This is a genomic window from Brevibacillus schisleri, assembly GCF_055685845.1.
The window spans coordinates 4,198,690-4,213,439 of the sequence record NZ_JBVNDM010000001.1 but is presented as its reverse complement, the minus strand read 5'-3'; the positions used below and the strand labels follow the sequence as shown (position 1 = coordinate 4,213,439).

Annotated in this window: 18 protein-coding genes and 3 riboswitches; of the genes, 15 read left to right on the top strand and 3 right to left on the bottom strand. The window is 47.9% G+C overall.

The genetic code is table 11. The features are described 5' to 3' along the window. The first annotated feature begins 1 nt into the window (after position 1). Together pyrF and pyrE are read left to right on the top strand one after the other, a co-directional pair. Entirely contained in the window at positions 2-739 is a 738-nt protein-coding gene (pyrF, locus tag ACUUHJ_RS19870) for an orotidine-5'-phosphate decarboxylase (protein ID WP_472299704.1), read from the top strand. Between the two features lie 25 nt (positions 740-764). Continuing rightward, complete coding sequence (gene pyrE, locus ACUUHJ_RS19865; RefSeq protein WP_472299703.1) at positions 765-1,409, top strand: orotate phosphoribosyltransferase; 645 nt, start codon at positions 765-767, stop codon at positions 1,407-1,409. Between the two features lie 25 nt (positions 1,410-1,434). Here pyrE and ACUUHJ_RS19860 read toward each other — a convergent pair whose 3' ends face one another. Together ACUUHJ_RS19860 and ACUUHJ_RS19855 are read right to left on the bottom strand one after the other, a co-directional pair. After that, a complete protein-coding gene (locus ACUUHJ_RS19860; protein ID WP_472299702.1) occupies positions 1,435-2,532 on the bottom strand; it encodes a saccharopine dehydrogenase family protein in 1,098 nt (365 codons plus the stop codon). A 99-nt stretch (positions 2,533-2,631) separates the two neighbouring features. After that, positions 2,632-2,952, bottom strand: coding sequence for an ArsR/SmtB family transcription factor (locus ACUUHJ_RS19855; RefSeq protein ID WP_472299701.1), 321 nt, complete (start codon positions 2,950-2,952; stop codon positions 2,632-2,634). A 232-nt stretch (positions 2,953-3,184) separates the two neighbouring features. Between ACUUHJ_RS19855 and ACUUHJ_RS19850 the strand changes: the two genes are divergently transcribed. From ACUUHJ_RS19850 to ACUUHJ_RS19790, 13 genes are all read left to right on the top strand, one after another. Then, the gene (locus ACUUHJ_RS19850) at positions 3,185-3,661 is read left to right on the top strand and encodes a GNAT family N-acetyltransferase (protein ID WP_472299700.1); all 477 of its coding nucleotides are present in this window, start codon (positions 3,185-3,187) and stop codon (positions 3,659-3,661) included. Positions 3,662-3,715: 54 nt separating this feature from the next. Continuing rightward, positions 3,716-4,231: a phage tail protein gene (locus ACUUHJ_RS19845; protein WP_472299699.1), complete on the top strand. Its 516-nt coding sequence runs from the start codon at positions 3,716-3,718 to the stop codon at positions 4,229-4,231. A gap of 27 nt (positions 4,232-4,258) precedes the next feature. Beyond that, positions 4,259-4,768, top strand: a complete 510-nt coding sequence (locus ACUUHJ_RS19840) for a phage tail protein (RefSeq protein WP_289673591.1) — start codon at positions 4,259-4,261, stop codon at positions 4,766-4,768. A gap of 15 nt (positions 4,769-4,783) precedes the next feature. Continuing rightward, positions 4,784-5,308: a phage tail protein gene (locus ACUUHJ_RS19835; RefSeq protein ID WP_289673590.1), complete on the top strand. Its 525-nt coding sequence runs from the start codon at positions 4,784-4,786 to the stop codon at positions 5,306-5,308. Between the two features lie 183 nt (positions 5,309-5,491). Further along, entirely contained in the window at positions 5,492-6,670 is a 1,179-nt protein-coding gene (locus tag ACUUHJ_RS19830) for an ATP-binding protein (RefSeq protein WP_472299698.1), read from the top strand. A gap of 138 nt (positions 6,671-6,808) precedes the next feature. Beyond that, positions 6,809-7,429 carry an arylformamidase gene (kynB, locus tag ACUUHJ_RS19825; protein WP_472299697.1) on the top strand — a complete coding sequence of 207 codons (621 nt, stop codon included), beginning with the start codon at positions 6,809-6,811 and terminating at the stop codon, positions 7,427-7,429. A 96-nt stretch (positions 7,430-7,525) separates the two neighbouring features. Further along, positions 7,526-9,025, top strand: a complete 1,500-nt coding sequence (zwf, locus tag ACUUHJ_RS19820; RefSeq protein ID WP_289673587.1) for a glucose-6-phosphate dehydrogenase — start codon at positions 7,526-7,528, stop codon at positions 9,023-9,025. A gap of 23 nt (positions 9,026-9,048) precedes the next feature. Next, entirely contained in the window at positions 9,049-10,038 is a 990-nt protein-coding gene (locus tag ACUUHJ_RS19815; protein WP_289673586.1) for a Gfo/Idh/MocA family protein, read from the top strand. Positions 10,039-10,059: 21 nt separating this feature from the next. Continuing rightward, positions 10,060-10,701: a cyclase family protein gene (locus ACUUHJ_RS19810; RefSeq protein ID WP_289673585.1), complete on the top strand. Its 642-nt coding sequence runs from the start codon at positions 10,060-10,062 to the stop codon at positions 10,699-10,701. A gap of 17 nt (positions 10,702-10,718) precedes the next feature. Next, positions 10,719-11,246 carry a DinB family protein gene (locus tag ACUUHJ_RS19805; protein ID WP_472299696.1) on the top strand — a complete coding sequence of 176 codons (528 nt, stop codon included), beginning with the start codon at positions 10,719-10,721 and terminating at the stop codon, positions 11,244-11,246. Positions 11,247-11,267: 21 nt separating this feature from the next. Then, positions 11,268-11,472: riboswitch (cobalamin riboswitch) on the top strand. A gap of 22 nt (positions 11,473-11,494) precedes the next feature. After that, positions 11,495-11,635 (top strand): hypothetical protein, encoded by a 141-nt coding sequence (locus tag ACUUHJ_RS19800; RefSeq protein ID WP_472299695.1) that lies wholly within the window; start codon positions 11,495-11,497, stop codon positions 11,633-11,635. Further along, positions 11,632-11,766 carry a hypothetical protein gene (locus ACUUHJ_RS19795; RefSeq protein WP_289673582.1) on the top strand — a complete coding sequence of 45 codons (135 nt, stop codon included), beginning with the start codon at positions 11,632-11,634 and terminating at the stop codon, positions 11,764-11,766. Before ACUUHJ_RS19800 ends, ACUUHJ_RS19795 begins: the two co-directional genes overlap by 4 nt. 94 nt (positions 11,767-11,860) lie before the next feature. Beyond that, positions 11,861-11,967: riboswitch (SAM riboswitch) on the top strand. A gap of 65 nt (positions 11,968-12,032) precedes the next feature. Further along, a riboswitch (SAM riboswitch) is annotated at positions 12,033-12,144 on the top strand. Positions 12,145-12,230: 86 nt separating this feature from the next. Beyond that, a complete protein-coding gene (locus ACUUHJ_RS19790) occupies positions 12,231-13,496 on the top strand; it encodes a homoserine dehydrogenase (RefSeq protein WP_472299694.1) in 1,266 nt (421 codons plus the stop codon). 62 nt (positions 13,497-13,558) lie between these two features. Here the strand turns inward: ACUUHJ_RS19790 and ACUUHJ_RS19785 are convergent, their stop codons facing one another. Then, entirely contained in the window at positions 13,559-14,728 is a 1,170-nt protein-coding gene (locus tag ACUUHJ_RS19785; RefSeq protein ID WP_472299693.1) for a CapA family protein, read from the bottom strand. Positions 14,729-14,750 lie beyond the last annotated feature (22 nt).

Sequence of the window (14,750 nt, the reverse complement as noted above, 5' to 3'; positions counted from 1 at the left end):
CGTGCAACAACAACTAACCGATATTCGCGAACGCATGATTGTTGCGCTCGACTTTTCCACACTGGATGAAGTCAAGCAGTGCATCGAGCCGCTACAGGGGCATATCCGCTATGTAAAAGTAGGGATGGAGCTCGCTTACTCAGAAGGGCCAGCGATCGTTTCCTTCTTGAAGGAAAAAGGACTCAACGTGTTCCTCGACTTGAAGGTTCATGATATTCCCAATACAGCAAAAGGCGCAATGAGAAGCCTGGCGCGTCTGGGAGCAGATATGGTAAACGTTCATGCGGCAGGCGGCGTAGCCATGATGGCGGCAGCGAGAGAAGGATTGGAGCAAGGGACAGCGGCAGGTGCTGCTCGTCCCCTCCTGATCGGTGTAACGATGCTGACATCCACAGGTTTGCAAACGATGAATCAAGAATTGGCGATTCCAGGTGCGATAGAAGATGTTGTCGTGCACTATACTCGGATGACCAAGCATGCAGGTTTGGATGGGGTTGTTGCTTCTCCGTTAGAAGTACCGATGATCAAAAAAGCTGCCGGAGACGCATTTGTAACCGTAACGCCAGGAATTCGCCCACTGGGAGCAGATCAAGGTGATCAGACGCGTATTACGACGCCAGAACAGGCATTCCGCTTGGGCAGTGATTACCTCGTGATCGGACGCGCCATTACGGGTGCTAAAGATCCGGTAGGGGTATGGCAAAGTATCGTCGCAGCAGTGGAAAAAGATCGTTTGTAAAGTAGCCAGCTGGAGGGAATAAGTAATGACGACAATGACAACCGCTAAACAAATTGCAGCGAATCTTCTCGAAATCGGGGCAGTTCATCTGCGTCCGGAGCAACCTTTTACATGGACGTCCGGGATTAAATCCCCGATCTACTGCGACAACCGGATCACGATGTCCTATCCGCATGTGCGCCGTGCCGTTGCGAAAGCATTTGCCGATCTGATCAAGGAGCAGTACCCAGATGCGCAAGTCGTTGCGGGAACAGCGACTGCTGGTATTCCACATGCTGCATGGGTTGCAGAGCTGCTTGACCTGCCTATGATCTACGTACGGGACAAGGCAAAAGGCCACGGTCGCCAAAACCAGATTGAGGGTGCATTGGCGGCTGGTCAAAAGGTCGTCGTGATTGAAGACCTGATTTCCACAGGAGGCAGCTCCTTGAAAGCAGCGCAAGCGATACAGGCAGAGGGTGGAGAGGTACTGGGGGTCGTAGCCATTTTCAGCTACCAATTCCCGGATGCCCAAGCCTTGTTTGAGGAAGCAGGCATTCCTTGCTCCACCATTTCGAATTATACAGCGCTTTTGGAAGTAGCTTCAGAGCAAGGGGTTATAACTAGCGAACAGGAAAAAGTATTGGGAGAATGGCGGAAATCCCCACGTACTTTTTTGAATAAAAAGTGATACAGGATGAAGAGTAGGGCGGCACTCAGACCGTCCTACTCTTTTTTGTTTCGTCGTGGATCGTAATCTGGACGCCTTCGGATCGATAGAACTGGAGGATATCGACGGTAGTCATTTCGAAATGGCCGAAATCCTCTGGAAACAGAATACCGGGCGTAACCGTTGAGTTTTCGCTTTGTCGAATAATTTGTTGGGCAAAAATGGCAGCTCCCAAAGCGGTCAGGTGAGTCTGCCCTTTCGGATCAGTGATCTCGACTTGGCGTTTCACGTTCATGCCATGCTGATTGCGCCCGTTTATTTGGATGACAACATGGTGAGGAGATCCTGCGCCTGGATTGTACAGTATTTTTTGACGTGTGCTCTTGCCGAGCAGGTTCCATATCCGGCTTTTTACCAATGAAACAAGGGCAAAAGTAGACAGTTTATTGTCGAAGGCAATGCGAAAATCAGCAGAAGTAACGTTTTCGGCTTTCACCAGCGTCATGTGATCCGGTGTGTCAAGACGATAGCATTTCGTATGAAACCCATTGGGAAAGGTCACGGGTACCGGATCTGACATGGGTGTAACTTCTTTAACGCCAGTGGGTGTGGTGACAGTAAAAGGAATATTCATACGATCCATATAGTCGGTGGAATCTGGACCCGCTTTGTCTTGAAGGGAATAAAGAGCGTGAAGATGAATCTGGACATCTTGCAAGGAAGAGGTATGTATGCTTGCAAGAAGGGATACAGTTCCCCCCATCCACCCTGAGGCGAGTATGACTGGAGAGCCCATGTTCTCCCTCTTTAATCGGTCGATGGACCTTGTAAATCGTTCTGTCCAACGCGTGACGTCAATCAAAGGGATCTGTCGACGAACCGAAGCAAGCAGCAGTTTGTCATCTGGATCATTTACCGCACTGATAATCAAAGTCAAATCATCGGGAGCATGGGCGAGAGGATCAGATTTAGAGATGTCCAGAAGGAAAGGCTTTAGCCTCGTAGATGTGAAAGGAAAAGACTTTCCAGCAGACCTTCCTCCCAGCAATAATTCGAGAGTCGGGTGGCGATCGTGCAGGATCTTGGCAATTTGGCTCCCGACTGTTCCATAGCCGCCGACAATTAAAACTTTCGTGAGATTCATAAAGATTTCTCCTTTGATCAAATGTTTATTCGTTTAAGTTTATTAACGGATAGGTGTGAAAAACAGGGACACACTGTCCCTTTTCGTGACGGGTAAAATTTAGTTGCACTCTTCCTCGACGAAAGTCACCAAGTGCTTAAAAAGTCGGATCGCTTCTGTAATTTCAAGCCGATAAAACATCTCCGTTCCCTTCTTTTGAACGTTTACTAGGCCCGCTTGTTTTAATATTTTCAAGTGATGAGACACCGTAGGTCTGGACATGGGAATATGTTCGGCAATTTGTGTTACATTCATGCTTTCCTTGTCGATGAGAAGAGCTACGATTTGCTGCCGAATCGGATCACCCAAGCCTTGGAAGTATGGGCTTAACTCCATAAATAATTGAGTCGCTTTTTCATTGCAGGTTGGATTCGTCGTCATTGTACACTCCGTTAATAAACTTAATCATTTAAACCAAAGTATATGGGGTCTTCCTTATTTTTGCAAGCGATAAAAACGCTTCTTCTCATTTTGGGGGACGAAGCGTTTTTCATATAAAAGAGCTAACTTTAGTTAGTGTTAGAAAGAATTTGGATAATGATATCATGATTGATGATTGCTATTTAATCAGGAAGGATTTCAGAAAAGTACAACGATTACTACAAGGAGGATTATGGTACAAACCAGACCTTTTGAATATGAGCAAGACGAACCATTTATTTGGGAATTGTACTGCTCTACGAGAACCGATGAAATGGCACTTTGGGGTTGGAGTGAGTCGGACGAGCTTGCTTTTTTACAGTCGCAGTTTATCATGCAGCAGAAATCCTACCAAATGCAATTTCCCGCTCAAAATCATCAAATCATTCTGCGATCCGGCCAGCCTATCGGTCGTTTGATCACGGATGCGAGCGGAGAAGCACTGCATCTTGTTGATATTTCTTTGCTGCCTGCTTATCGGGGACAGGGTGTTGGTTCTGGCATTATTGGCGATTTGCAAAAAGAGGCTGAAGCTATCCAATTACCGATCCGTTTACATGTTTTACAAGGGAATCCTGCCTTTCGATTATATGAACGACTTCATTTCATCGTGACAGACTCAACGGGGATGTATATCCAAATGGAATGGCAGCCGCTTTTGCAAAAATGACCAGTCTGTTTGTTTGACAAGGGAAATAACCACTTTACATAAGGAGGAAGCAACATGGCAGAGCCATTTCTTGGAGAAATCAGGATGTTTGGGGGAGATTATGCACCGCAAGGATGGGCATTATGCGAAGGACAAATCTTATCGATTTCTGAAAACGACACATTGTTTAGTTTGATTGGAACCACATACGGCGGGGATGGACAAACGACTTTTGCGTTGCCTGATTTACGAGGACGTATCCCACTCCACCAAGGGAAAAATCCGAGCACAGGAACGAACTTCGTGATAGGTGAAAAAAATGGTGTAGAATCAGTCACCTTAACCATCCCACAATTGCCCGCGCATACACATACGGTCCATGCATCATCGCAGCCAGGAACGCAGAACAGCCCTGCCAATGCTGTATGGGCAAAGAATACGCAGCTATATTCAACAAATGCACCTGATGGATTGATGAACGCTTCCAGCTTGGGTACTGTAGGTGGAAATCAGCCACACAGTAACCTGATGCCGTTTACGGTTATTAATTTCATCATTGCCCTGTATGGGATCTATCCTCAACAAAATTAACATTCCAATCGAACAGGAGGATTTTACGTGGAACCATTTCTTGGAGAAATTCGATTTTTTCCCTTTCCATTTGCGCCAAAGGGGTGGGCTTTGTGTAATGGTGCGTTGATGTCTATCAATGGAAACCAGGCACTGTTTTCCTTGTTAGGAGCTGTTTATGGGGGGGACGGGAAAAACAATTTTGCTTTACCAGATTTAAGAGGGCGTGTCCCCGTTCATAAAAACAATCAACAAGATCGTCCAATCGTACCGCTTGGTATGTCAGCCGGAGAAGAAACGCATGTATTAACAACAAACGAAATACCCGCTCATACCCATACCGCGACGGGCTCGAATGCAGGAGCCAATGAAAAAATTAGCGCTGGGAACTACTGGGCACAAGCATCTACCACTACCTATGGGACAACCCCTGATACAACGATGAGTGAGAGTGCGTTGCAAACGGTAGGAAACAGTGCACCTCATACGAATATGCAGCCGTATTTGGTCGGGAATTTTTGCATCGCGATTCAAGGGATTTACCCGCCAAGAAACTAGAGGAGGCACTATCATATGGATCCGTATATTGGAGAAATTCGTATCTTCGCTGGCAACTTCCCGCCGAGGGACTGGGCTTTTTGTGATGGACAACTGCTTGCGATCCCTTCCAATCCAATTTTGTATTCGATATTGGGAACAAAGTATGGCGGCGATGGCAAGACCACATTTGCGCTTCCCAATTTAAGAGGCACAGCCCCGATGAACCAGGGGGAAGGACCTGGATTGACACCGCGTACGGTAGGTCAGACAGATGGCGCAGCCAAGATAACGCTGCTGCAAAACGAAATTCCGGCGCATACGCATGTTCCCAATGCGTGCTCAACGCCTACAGGGGATACGCCAACAGGGGCGAAATGGTCATCCACTGGTGGTCGGGGAGGTATCATTCCTTACTCCAACACGAGTGATGGGACACAGCTTAGCCCGCAAGCAATTGGAACCACAGGCGGGACTCAGCCTCATAATAATATGCAACCTTATCTCGGACTCTCGTTCATCATTTGTGTGGAAGGCGGAGTTTATCCGGCGAAAGGATAGAGACTGAATTTTGGACGCCAAATGCTGTGCAGCTGGAGGCGTCTTTTTCGCGTGACGGTCACAGCGCTTCTTCCATCTTTTCCTACTTTTCGTATTCTTCTTGCGAGACGTATGCATTATAATGGATATGTCCGTGATACTAAACGATCGCTTGAAGCAGAACGATCGCAGAGGATGAAGCAGATGACGAAGATAGAAATACTGAAAAGCATGTTGACGAGCGATCAACGCAATGCACCAGTATGGCTGTTGTTAGGGTTAGAGCATGCTGAGCAGGGGGATCGTACGGAGGCTTTACAGGCATTTACGCAGGCCCTTGCCTATGGTAATGAAGCGATGAAGGAAAAAATTGTGATCGAGCTCAACAAGCTACAAAAAGAACCCCACTATTCGCGGACGTTAAAAGGGATCAATCAGAAGGATTCCTCTACATACACTACGATGTTTTCACCTAAGATACGCGTCATTGAAGGGGGCAAAGGGAAGACCACTACGAAATCGGTTCTACTTGTTGAGAAAACGGCGGGCTTTGGAATGGTCGGCGGTCTTGGACGAGTAAAAGAGGCAATCTTTCAAAGACTCCTACAGCCTATTTCGCAACGGTTGCCTCAAAAGAAAAGTACCATTTTACTTTACGGACCATCGGGGTGCGGAAAATCTTTACTGGCAAAAGCAACCGCAGAAGAATGCCAGGCTCAGTTTTTCTCCATGGCGAACACAGGCGGTCGAAGTATGTATACGCCGTCGAACAGGCAGTTCAACATCCATGACTTATTGGCAACAGCCCCTGCCAATAAACCGTTTCTGTTTTTTTTAGATGAACTGGAGGCTTCCAGCCAGTACGAAGAGCATGCGAACTCCTATCCTAGACAGGGGCTCGATTCCAAATGGCTTCAGCAGATAGCGGAGGTAGGCGAGTACAACGAACGATTCGTCCTGATGGGCGCAACCAACGTCCCGTGGGAATTGGAGCCATCCATGCTCCGAGCGGCCGGCTTTGATCACTGGATTTTTGTCGGACCGCCAGATCGGCAAGCACGGGAGGATATTTTTCGCCTAAAACTGGAGGGCCGTCCCACTGAGATGCTAAATTATGAGCAATTAGCAGGATGGACGGAGTTTTATTCGGGGGCAGACATCGAGTATGTAGTGGAGCTCGCGACGGAGCAGGTATGGCATGATGTCGTAACAAAAGGGGTCGACCGACCCATGCAAATGAGCGATCTACGGGAGGCCATTGCAGCTACGTATCCAACAACTATTGAGTGGTTGAGGACTTTGAAAGAACATTTGAAACAAGTGGATGATAACGGAATTTATCATGAAGTGTGGGACTACCTGTCTCTTCACAGTAGAATCTGAAATCAACGAAAGACTGTCGGCACGCTATCAAGCTGCAGTCTTTTTTTTTGGTACAAATGTTAGAATATTGACTCAATACAGTCTTTTTTGTACGCTGAGTATAGGCTTGAACAGTTGCTGGAAGGTGGAGGTTACGCGATGAAAATAATAGATATATCCCGTCCGTTCATGGCAGGTATGCCGACCTGGCCGGGGGACACTCCCTTTCACTATGTCGTAAACTGGCCCAAAGCGGAGAGTGGTTCAGTCAATGTCGGCAAAGTAACCATGAGTATTCACACAGGTACTCATGTGGATGCTCCATTTCACTTCGATGATGATGGCCGAAAAATAGCTGAATTACCTCTAGACTTGTACATCGGAGAGGCAAGAGTGGTAGAGCTTACTGGACACTCCAGCATTGGTCCAGAAGATTTTGCCCAGGTTGATCTGGAGGGTGTGGAACGCTTGCTGCTCAAAACATTATCATGGAGCGATCCTAATCAATTCCCGTCAACCATCTGTCATCTGCGAGCGGACTTGCCAGCGTTCTTTGCCAAAAAGGGCATTCGGCTGATCGGAGTGGATGTCCCATCTGTCGATCCGTTGGACAGCAAGGAACTGGCTGCTCATCATGGGTTTCACCAGCATGATATTCATATTTTGGAGGGGCTTCTCCTCGATCATGTAGAACCGGGTGATTATGAATTGAGCGCACTGCCGCTAGCTTTAGTAGAAGCAGATGGAAGTCCGGTACGTGCAATCTTGCGACGTTCGTAACGCTGCATATTGATAAAGCAGTGATTTTCTCGAATAATAAAAGGGTAACCACAAAAACCATCATCACGGCGTACGTGTGAAGGGAATGAAAAGTAGATGGAAGCGATGACCTTTGTCCTTTTTGGTGCGACAGGAGATTTAGCCAAACGCAAAATTTTCCCTGCACTCTTTACCTTATATGTAGATCAAAAGTTGCCTGCTGCCTTTTCGATTATTGGTGTGGGGAGAAGGGCCTGGTCTGATGACGAATTTCAGGAATCTGTTCGCCAGTCTGTCCGTGAATTTTCCCGTCGCGCCCAGATTGATTCCAGGGAGCTAGATGCTTTCTTATCTGCTTGTCGCTATGCGGAAGTAGATGTCATGGAACCGCGTGCTTATGTAACGTTACATGATCTGGTCCTGCAAAGAGAGCAAGAGCTGCAGATTCCGCAAAACCGGATGTTTTACTTGTCAGTGGCCCCGCAATTTTTCGAGGGAATTGCAACCAATGTCAAAGAAAGCGGACTGGGTTCAACGACAGGCTGGAAGCGTCTGATCATTGAAAAACCGTTTGGGCATGATTTGCAATCCGCGAAAGAATTGAATGAAAGGCTGGGGAAAGCATTTTCGGAAGAAGAAATATATCGTATTGACCATTACTTGGGAAAACCGATGGTGCAAAACCTCGAGGCTCTCGAATTTGCGAACCCAGTCTTTCAGGCTCTCTGGAACAATCAATACATCGCCAACGTACAAATTACGGCGAATGAAACGGTTGGCGTCGAGGATCGGGCTGGATATTACGAGCCAGCAGGAGCACTGCGAGACATGCTCCAAAATCACATGCTGCAAATGCTGATGATTATCGCCATGCAGCTTCCAAAGCGAATCACATCTGCTCATATCCGCGAAGAAAAACGCAAGGTGATGGCAGCCGTGCGTCCGATGAAGAAAGAAGAGGTCGGGACCCACGTGATTCGGGGTCAGTATAGCGCAGGACATATTCAAGGAACCACTGTAGCTGGCTACAGGGACGAGCCTGGTGTCGATCCCGTTTCCATGACAGAAACGTATATTGCCACGCGTGTCTGGATTGATGACCCGTTTTGGGAAGGGGTACCTTTTTATATTCGCACGGGAAAAAGACTACAAGAGAAATCAACCAGGATCGTCATTGAGTTCAAAAATCCGCACGAAAAGCTATATCAAGAGCAAAATGAAACGACATCGCCAAATTTGTTGATCATCAGTGTGAATCCGAACGAAGGTATTGCTTTGCAGGTAAATAGTAAGAATCCGACAAATAGCGGTAAGATTGAGCCGGTGACGGTAGATTTCAGTTCAGGGACAAGAGACGTGCCAGAAGCGTACGAGCTGCTTTTGTTCGATGCACTCCGGGGGGATTCCACTTACTTTGCGCATTGGGATGAGGTCAGGCTGTCGTGGGAGTGGGTGACACCGATTTTGGAAGCCTTTGCTGAAAATCTGGTCCCGCTCTTTACGTACGAAGCCGGCTCATTCGGACCAAAGGCCGCAGAGCAATTGCTTGCAGCAGACGGATTCGTGTGGTGGCTGGATAAGGTCGAAGAACGACTGCCAGTCACTGCAACGAGATAGAAAAAGAAAAGGGAGCGGATGAGATGCGATTTGGCGTAATCGGAACGAACTGGATCACCGAGGAATTTATCCAGGCAGGTCAAGAAGTAGAAGGATTTTCTCTTCAGGCTGTTTATTCACGTACCATCGAACGCGCCAAGGAAATCGCTGACAAGTACCATGCTCCATTCGCCTATAACAGCCTAGAAGAAATGGCTACAAGCAAAAATATGGACGCAGTCTATATTGCAAGCCCCAACTCCTGCCACGCGGAACAAGCGATCCAGTGCATGGATGCGGGGCTGCACGTATTGTGTGAAAAACCACTGGCTTCTAATGCGATTGAGGTAGAAGAAATGATCGAGGCAGCGAAAAGAAATGACGTGCTGCTCATGGAGGCTGTCAAATCTACACTATTGCCGAATTTTTATGCGATACAAGACAACCTGCACAAGCTGGGAAAAGTACGACGTTTTATTGCTAGCAATTGCCAATATTCTTCGCGCTATGACGCCTACCGCGAAGGGAAGGTTTTACGTGCTTTTGATCCTGCTTTCTCAAACGGAGCCTTGATGGACATCGGTATCTATTGTCTTTATCCGCTACTCATCCTTTTTGGCAGACCAGACGAGATCAAAGCAGAAGGAATTGTGCTTGATTCTGGAGTGGATGGAGAAGGTAGTATGCTGTTGAAGTATCGAGAAATGGATGCCATTATTAGCTTCTCGAAAATTACGACCTCCTATCAGCCAGCAGAAATTCAAGGGGAGGACGCTACGATGGTGATCGATCGAATCAACCATCTCAAAGAAGTGGACATTCGTTACAGGGACGGACGAACCGAGCGAGTAGCAAGGCCGCAGACCCCGAAGACCATGCATTATGAAATAAGAGAATTCCTACACTTGGCGAAGATCGGGGCCAGACAATCTGCAACGAATTCGCATGAAGTTTCCAAAATGGCCATGCAGGTCATGGATGAAGCGAGAAGGCAGATGGGGATTGTTTTTCCAGCGGATCGAAAAAAACAGTAGGCAAAAGGGAGGGCGTTAGGGATGAAAATGTATGATGTAACCGCCACCGTGTACGAAGGAATGACGGTGTATAAAAACAAGCCGGAAAAGCAGCCGAAAATACGTACCGCTACCAACGGTTATGTAACAGAATCGAGAATCGACATGGACCTCCACACGGGTACTCATGTGGATGCTCCCCTGCACATGGTGAATGCTGGTGATACATTTGAGAGTGTTTCCTTGGAGAAGCTAGTGGGCCCTTGCAAGGTTCTCGATCTCACAGCGGTCGAGGACAGGATCACTCGCGCTGACTTGGAGAGCTTCGATCTTGCCCAAGGAGATTTTGTCCTGTTTAAAACGAAAAACTCTTTTGAAGAGGCGTTCTCCTTTGAATTTGTCTTTCTGTCTGAAGAAGGTGCGGAATATGTAAGTGAGCTAGGGGTGCGTGGCATTGGTACCGATGCACTTGGAATCGAACGCAGCCAGGAAGGTCACCCCACACATAAAAAATTGTTTGCAGCGGGAGTCATTGTCGTGGAAGGCTTGCGGCTAGCAGAGGTCCCGCCAGGCGAGTATTTTCTGGTAGCTGCACCACTCAAGCTGGTCGGCACGGATGCAGCCCCGGCAAGGGTCCTATTGTTTGAAGGTTTACATAGTAATTTGTCTATTGAAACTGAATGACGAGGAGTGAGAAACATATGCTCAGACGACCAGAGCGCGATGAATACGCTGCTTATTTTGACGATTACATTGGTCTTGTACCGGAGGGGGAGCTCCAAACGATCCTCACGCAGCAAGGAGAGAGGCAAGTCGCGTTCTTTTCGTCCCTTGTGCCCGAGCAAATTGATTATCGGTATGCGCCAGGCAAATGGACGGTTAAAGAGGTGTTGGGTCATCTCATCGATACAGAACGCATCATGAGCTATCGCTTGCTGAGAATTGCGAGAGGAGATCAGACACCCCTCGTCGGTTTTGATGAGAATGCTTTTGTTGAACACTGGTGTTTTCAGCTAAGAGACCTGTCTGATTTACTGGAAGAGTATAAGGCTGTCCGTGCTGCCACCATCGCGCAGGTGCGAGGAATTTCTCCAGAAGCGTGGTTGCGTACAGGACTTGCCAACGGAAACAAGCTATCTGCAAGGACGTTGGCGTATGTGATTGCTGGACATGAAGCTCATCACACTCGCATTTTGAAAGAGCGGTATTTGGGGGAAGGTAAAATCTGAAGGTAGTAGTGAGAATAGACAATTTCATAGGTGGAAACAGGTTCCTTAGAGCGTAACCAATTCGCCACAAGGATAATAGGGAAGCTCGGTGCAAATCCGACACGGTCCCGCCACTGTAAGAGGGAGTCAGCGTCCAACAAGCCACTGGTCTATCAAAATAGACGGGGAAGGCGACGCTAGGCGATGAACTCATAGTCAGGAGACCTGCCTGTTTCGACAACACTGATAGACCTACGGGAGATAGGGAGGTGTTAGAGATGGCTTGCGAAAAACAGCGAGTGGACAAGTATGCCCCTCCTTTTCTGGCATTTTCTAACGATCGTCACGGTCGTGAGGAAAATGCTCTTTTTATTTTGGGCAGAATAATAGAAGAGGAGGGCGAGCAATGATCCAACTTTTTATTTGCCAATGGTGCGGATATGTTGAGGAAAAAGAGCAGTCTGAGGAATGCCAGGAGGGCGTGTTTCATTGTGCTTGCTGCAGTTTGGAAGAGGTAGAGAGCCTGTTCACCCACAACTGAAATCCTTGCCAAATTAGCTTGCAATCAGAAAAGAAAGAATTTTGTTGACGCTTGCCTTGGAATTTCTTAGAATAAAGCTCAACAGCATAAATGGTTCTTATCCAGAGAGGTGGAGGGTCTGGCCCGATGAAGCCCGGCAACCGTTGCATATTGCAACAAGGTGCCAATTCCTGCGAGACGTTTTGTCTCGAAAGATAAGAAGCGGGTTACTCCATTAGTAGATGAACCTTCTTCTTAGCGAAGAAGGTTTTTTTAATTTCATATTTTCTTTATCCAGAGAGGTGGAGGGACTGGCCCGATGAAGCCCGGCAACCGTCACGCATATTTTGTGACAAGGTGCCAATTCCTGCAGGACATATACGTCCTGGGAGATAAGGAGGGGGAGCATTCGCTGCTATCAAGCCTTCTTCTTATCGAAGATGGCTTTTCTTTTTATCTAAAATTCGGGGTATGGGGTGGTCAGGATGAGTGCAGAAGTAGTACGCGTGGGATTATTGGGATTGGGGACAGTGGGTAGGGGCGTAATCAAAACGATCCGTTCACAACAAGAGAAGCTGGCTTCTCGTCTGGGAAAACGAATTGAGATCGTCAAGGCATTGGTGCGTGACTCGGAAAAAGAGCGTGCGGTTCATGTCGACCCGGCTTTACTGACGACAGATTTTGAGGATGTATTGAGAAGCGATGTGGATATCGTGGTGGAGGTCATGGGCGGTGTAGAACCTACCTATGACTACGTACGTGCTTTGATCGAAAAGGGCTGCCATGTGGTAACCGCCAACAAAGAGCTACTGGCGAAAAAAGGAACAGAGCTAGTCGATTTGGCAAATCAGCATCAAGTGCATCTTGCCTATGAAGCGAGTGTGGCTGGGGGTATCCCGATCTTGAGTGTGCTCCGGCAGTTTCTACGTACGAACGATATCCAAGGCGTTCGCGGTATTCTCAACGGAACAACGAACTTCATTTTGACGAAAATGGAAGCAGAGCAGCTCTCCTACCAGGAGGTACTCAAGCAAGCACAGGAGCTGGGCTATGCAGAAGCAGACCCTCGTTCGGATGTAGAAGGCTTTGATGCTATGTACAAATTGTATATCCTGGCACAGCTTGTTTATGGAGAATCACTGCCTTTAGCGGATGTTGTTCGCAAAGGTATTGCGGATTTGTCAGCAGGTCATATTCGGATTGCAAGCGACTTAGGGTACCGGATCAAGCTGATCGCGCAGGCTTATCAAGCCGAAAAAGGCATTCGCCTATCTGTTGAACCAACCATGCTTCCGTTGAGCCATCCGTTGGCGCAAATCCACGATGCGTTTAATGCGGTCCAGCTATCCGGCAATATCGTAGGAGACTTGTTGTTTACAGGAAGAGGGGCAGGAGAGCTCCCTACAGCAAGTGCAGTCGTGGAGGATTTGGCCTATTTATTGACACAGCCATTCACACCGCATCCTACCTGGAAAGAAAAAACGGCTGACAAAGCTGGATGCACGGTGGACTCGGCAGAACACGTCCTATGTTATCTGGAGGGCTCATGTCATACTGCGACGCCAGATCGTGTCTTGCATTTCCTTCAGCAGGCCGGGGTGAACGTGCATAAACTAAAAGTCCAATTCGATTTGGGAGGCGTCTTGCGCGCAGGGTTGGTCGTGACGGGAATCAGTGAACAGCATGAGTCCTTATTGAAAAATGATTTTGGCTTAGAAGTGCGCTGCTTCCCTATTCTTGAATCTGCGTAAGTAAGAGGAACCATAAGAAGAAATGCCGTATTTCTAGGAATCTGGAAACACGGCTTCTTTTATCAGGGGGCAGTCTCCACCGCCTTTGCACGTGGCTGCACACACCCGTCACTTTGTATGTCGACTTGCTCAGAAATGGATTCAATGCGTTTTAACAGGGCAGCGCCGTTGCTTTCATTCATGGGTACAGCTTGTCCCAATTCTGCATGAAATGGAAGCATCGTTAGCTCACAATCACCACTTTTGGAGCAGTTTGCTAGCAGGACCATTGTTTCCCAAGTCTTGGGTTCGTTTGAACGTGTGAAAACGAAATTGCCAAGACTGTACGCAATCCATTTGTCGTTGTATCGTTCAAAGCCTTGCAGTACGTGGGGATGACCGCCGACAATCAAATCTGCACCAGCATCGATGTAGGCACGAGACAGCTCCTTTTGATGATCGACAGGATAATCGGAGCGTTCTTTGCCCCAGTGTGCAATCACCACCACGAGATCCGCTTGGCTGTTCGCATCCTGGATCGCTTTCACTGCCAGTGTAGGATCATAGGAAGCGGCCATACCCGGCTGGGAATTCCCTGCAAACCAGCTCGTTTCGGGAATGACCCTGCTGAAGCCAAGAATCGCGATCTTGATGCCGTTCTTTTCTAGGAAAACAGGTGAATAGGCGCGGTTTGCATCCTTACCGGCACCGACGTATTCTATTCGGTTTTCGTCCAAAGCTTCAAAGGTATCCAGCAATCCCGGAACGCCTTGGTCCATGGAGTGGTTATTGGCCAGATTCACCACATCAATCCCAGCGTTTTTCATGGCAGGAACAGCAAGTGGCGATGACTTGTAAACATACTCCTTGTTTTGAGCAGCAACACCTGTGTCGGTGATCGGCGTCTCCAAATTGGCAATGGTGATATCATCTTGCAAAAAGAGCGAGCTTACATGTTTGTATGGGTAGTCATAGCTGTTTGCAAGTAAGGTTTTCTCAACGTTTCCTGACATCATGATGTCACCGACAAAGGTGAGCTGCACGGAAGACTTTTGGTTCGCGGTATTATCAGGAGCAGGCTGCGTGTTCGGGTTGGCATGTTCTCCATCTATGGCAGTTTGGAATAAGTAGTAGGTTCCAACGACGAAGATGACCAACACGCTAAAGAGGAGCGTGCTTTTTCCCACACGTGCCCATTTTCTGCGTGAGCGTTTGCGCCGAGCATGTATCCGGCTTGATCTGTTCTCGTTCATTTTTCCCCCTTGTCTTTCTATC

Coding starts and splice junctions, on each gene's coding strand:
- zwf (WP_289673587.1), top strand. CDS start 7,526: ATGGAAGCGATGACCTTTGTCCTTTTTGGTGCGACAGGAGATTTAGCC.
- ACUUHJ_RS19830 (WP_472299698.1), top strand. CDS start 5,492: ATGACGAAGATAGAAATACTGAAAAGCATGTTGACGAGCGATCAACGC.
- pyrE (WP_472299703.1), top strand. CDS start 765: ATGACGACAATGACAACCGCTAAACAAATTGCAGCGAATCTTCTCGAA.
- ACUUHJ_RS19790 (WP_472299694.1), top strand. CDS start 12,231: ATGAGTGCAGAAGTAGTACGCGTGGGATTATTGGGATTGGGGACAGTG.
- ACUUHJ_RS19850 (WP_472299700.1), top strand. CDS start 3,185: ATGGTACAAACCAGACCTTTTGAATATGAGCAAGACGAACCATTTATT.
- ACUUHJ_RS19805 (WP_472299696.1), top strand. CDS start 10,719: ATGCTCAGACGACCAGAGCGCGATGAATACGCTGCTTATTTTGACGAT.
- ACUUHJ_RS19785 (WP_472299693.1), bottom strand. CDS start 14,728: ATGAACGAGAACAGATCAAGCCGGATACATGCTCGGCGCAAACGCTCA.
- ACUUHJ_RS19835 (WP_289673590.1), top strand. CDS start 4,784: ATGGATCCGTATATTGGAGAAATTCGTATCTTCGCTGGCAACTTCCCG.
- ACUUHJ_RS19795 (WP_289673582.1), top strand. CDS start 11,632: ATGATCCAACTTTTTATTTGCCAATGGTGCGGATATGTTGAGGAAAAA.
- kynB (WP_472299697.1), top strand. CDS start 6,809: ATGAAAATAATAGATATATCCCGTCCGTTCATGGCAGGTATGCCGACC.
- ACUUHJ_RS19860 (WP_472299702.1), bottom strand. CDS start 2,532: ATGAATCTCACGAAAGTTTTAATTGTCGGCGGCTATGGAACAGTCGGG.
- ACUUHJ_RS19810 (WP_289673585.1), top strand. CDS start 10,060: ATGAAAATGTATGATGTAACCGCCACCGTGTACGAAGGAATGACGGTG.
- ACUUHJ_RS19845 (WP_472299699.1), top strand. CDS start 3,716: ATGGCAGAGCCATTTCTTGGAGAAATCAGGATGTTTGGGGGAGATTAT.
- ACUUHJ_RS19855 (WP_472299701.1), bottom strand. CDS start 2,952: ATGACGACGAATCCAACCTGCAATGAAAAAGCGACTCAATTATTTATG.
- ACUUHJ_RS19815 (WP_289673586.1), top strand. CDS start 9,049: ATGCGATTTGGCGTAATCGGAACGAACTGGATCACCGAGGAATTTATC.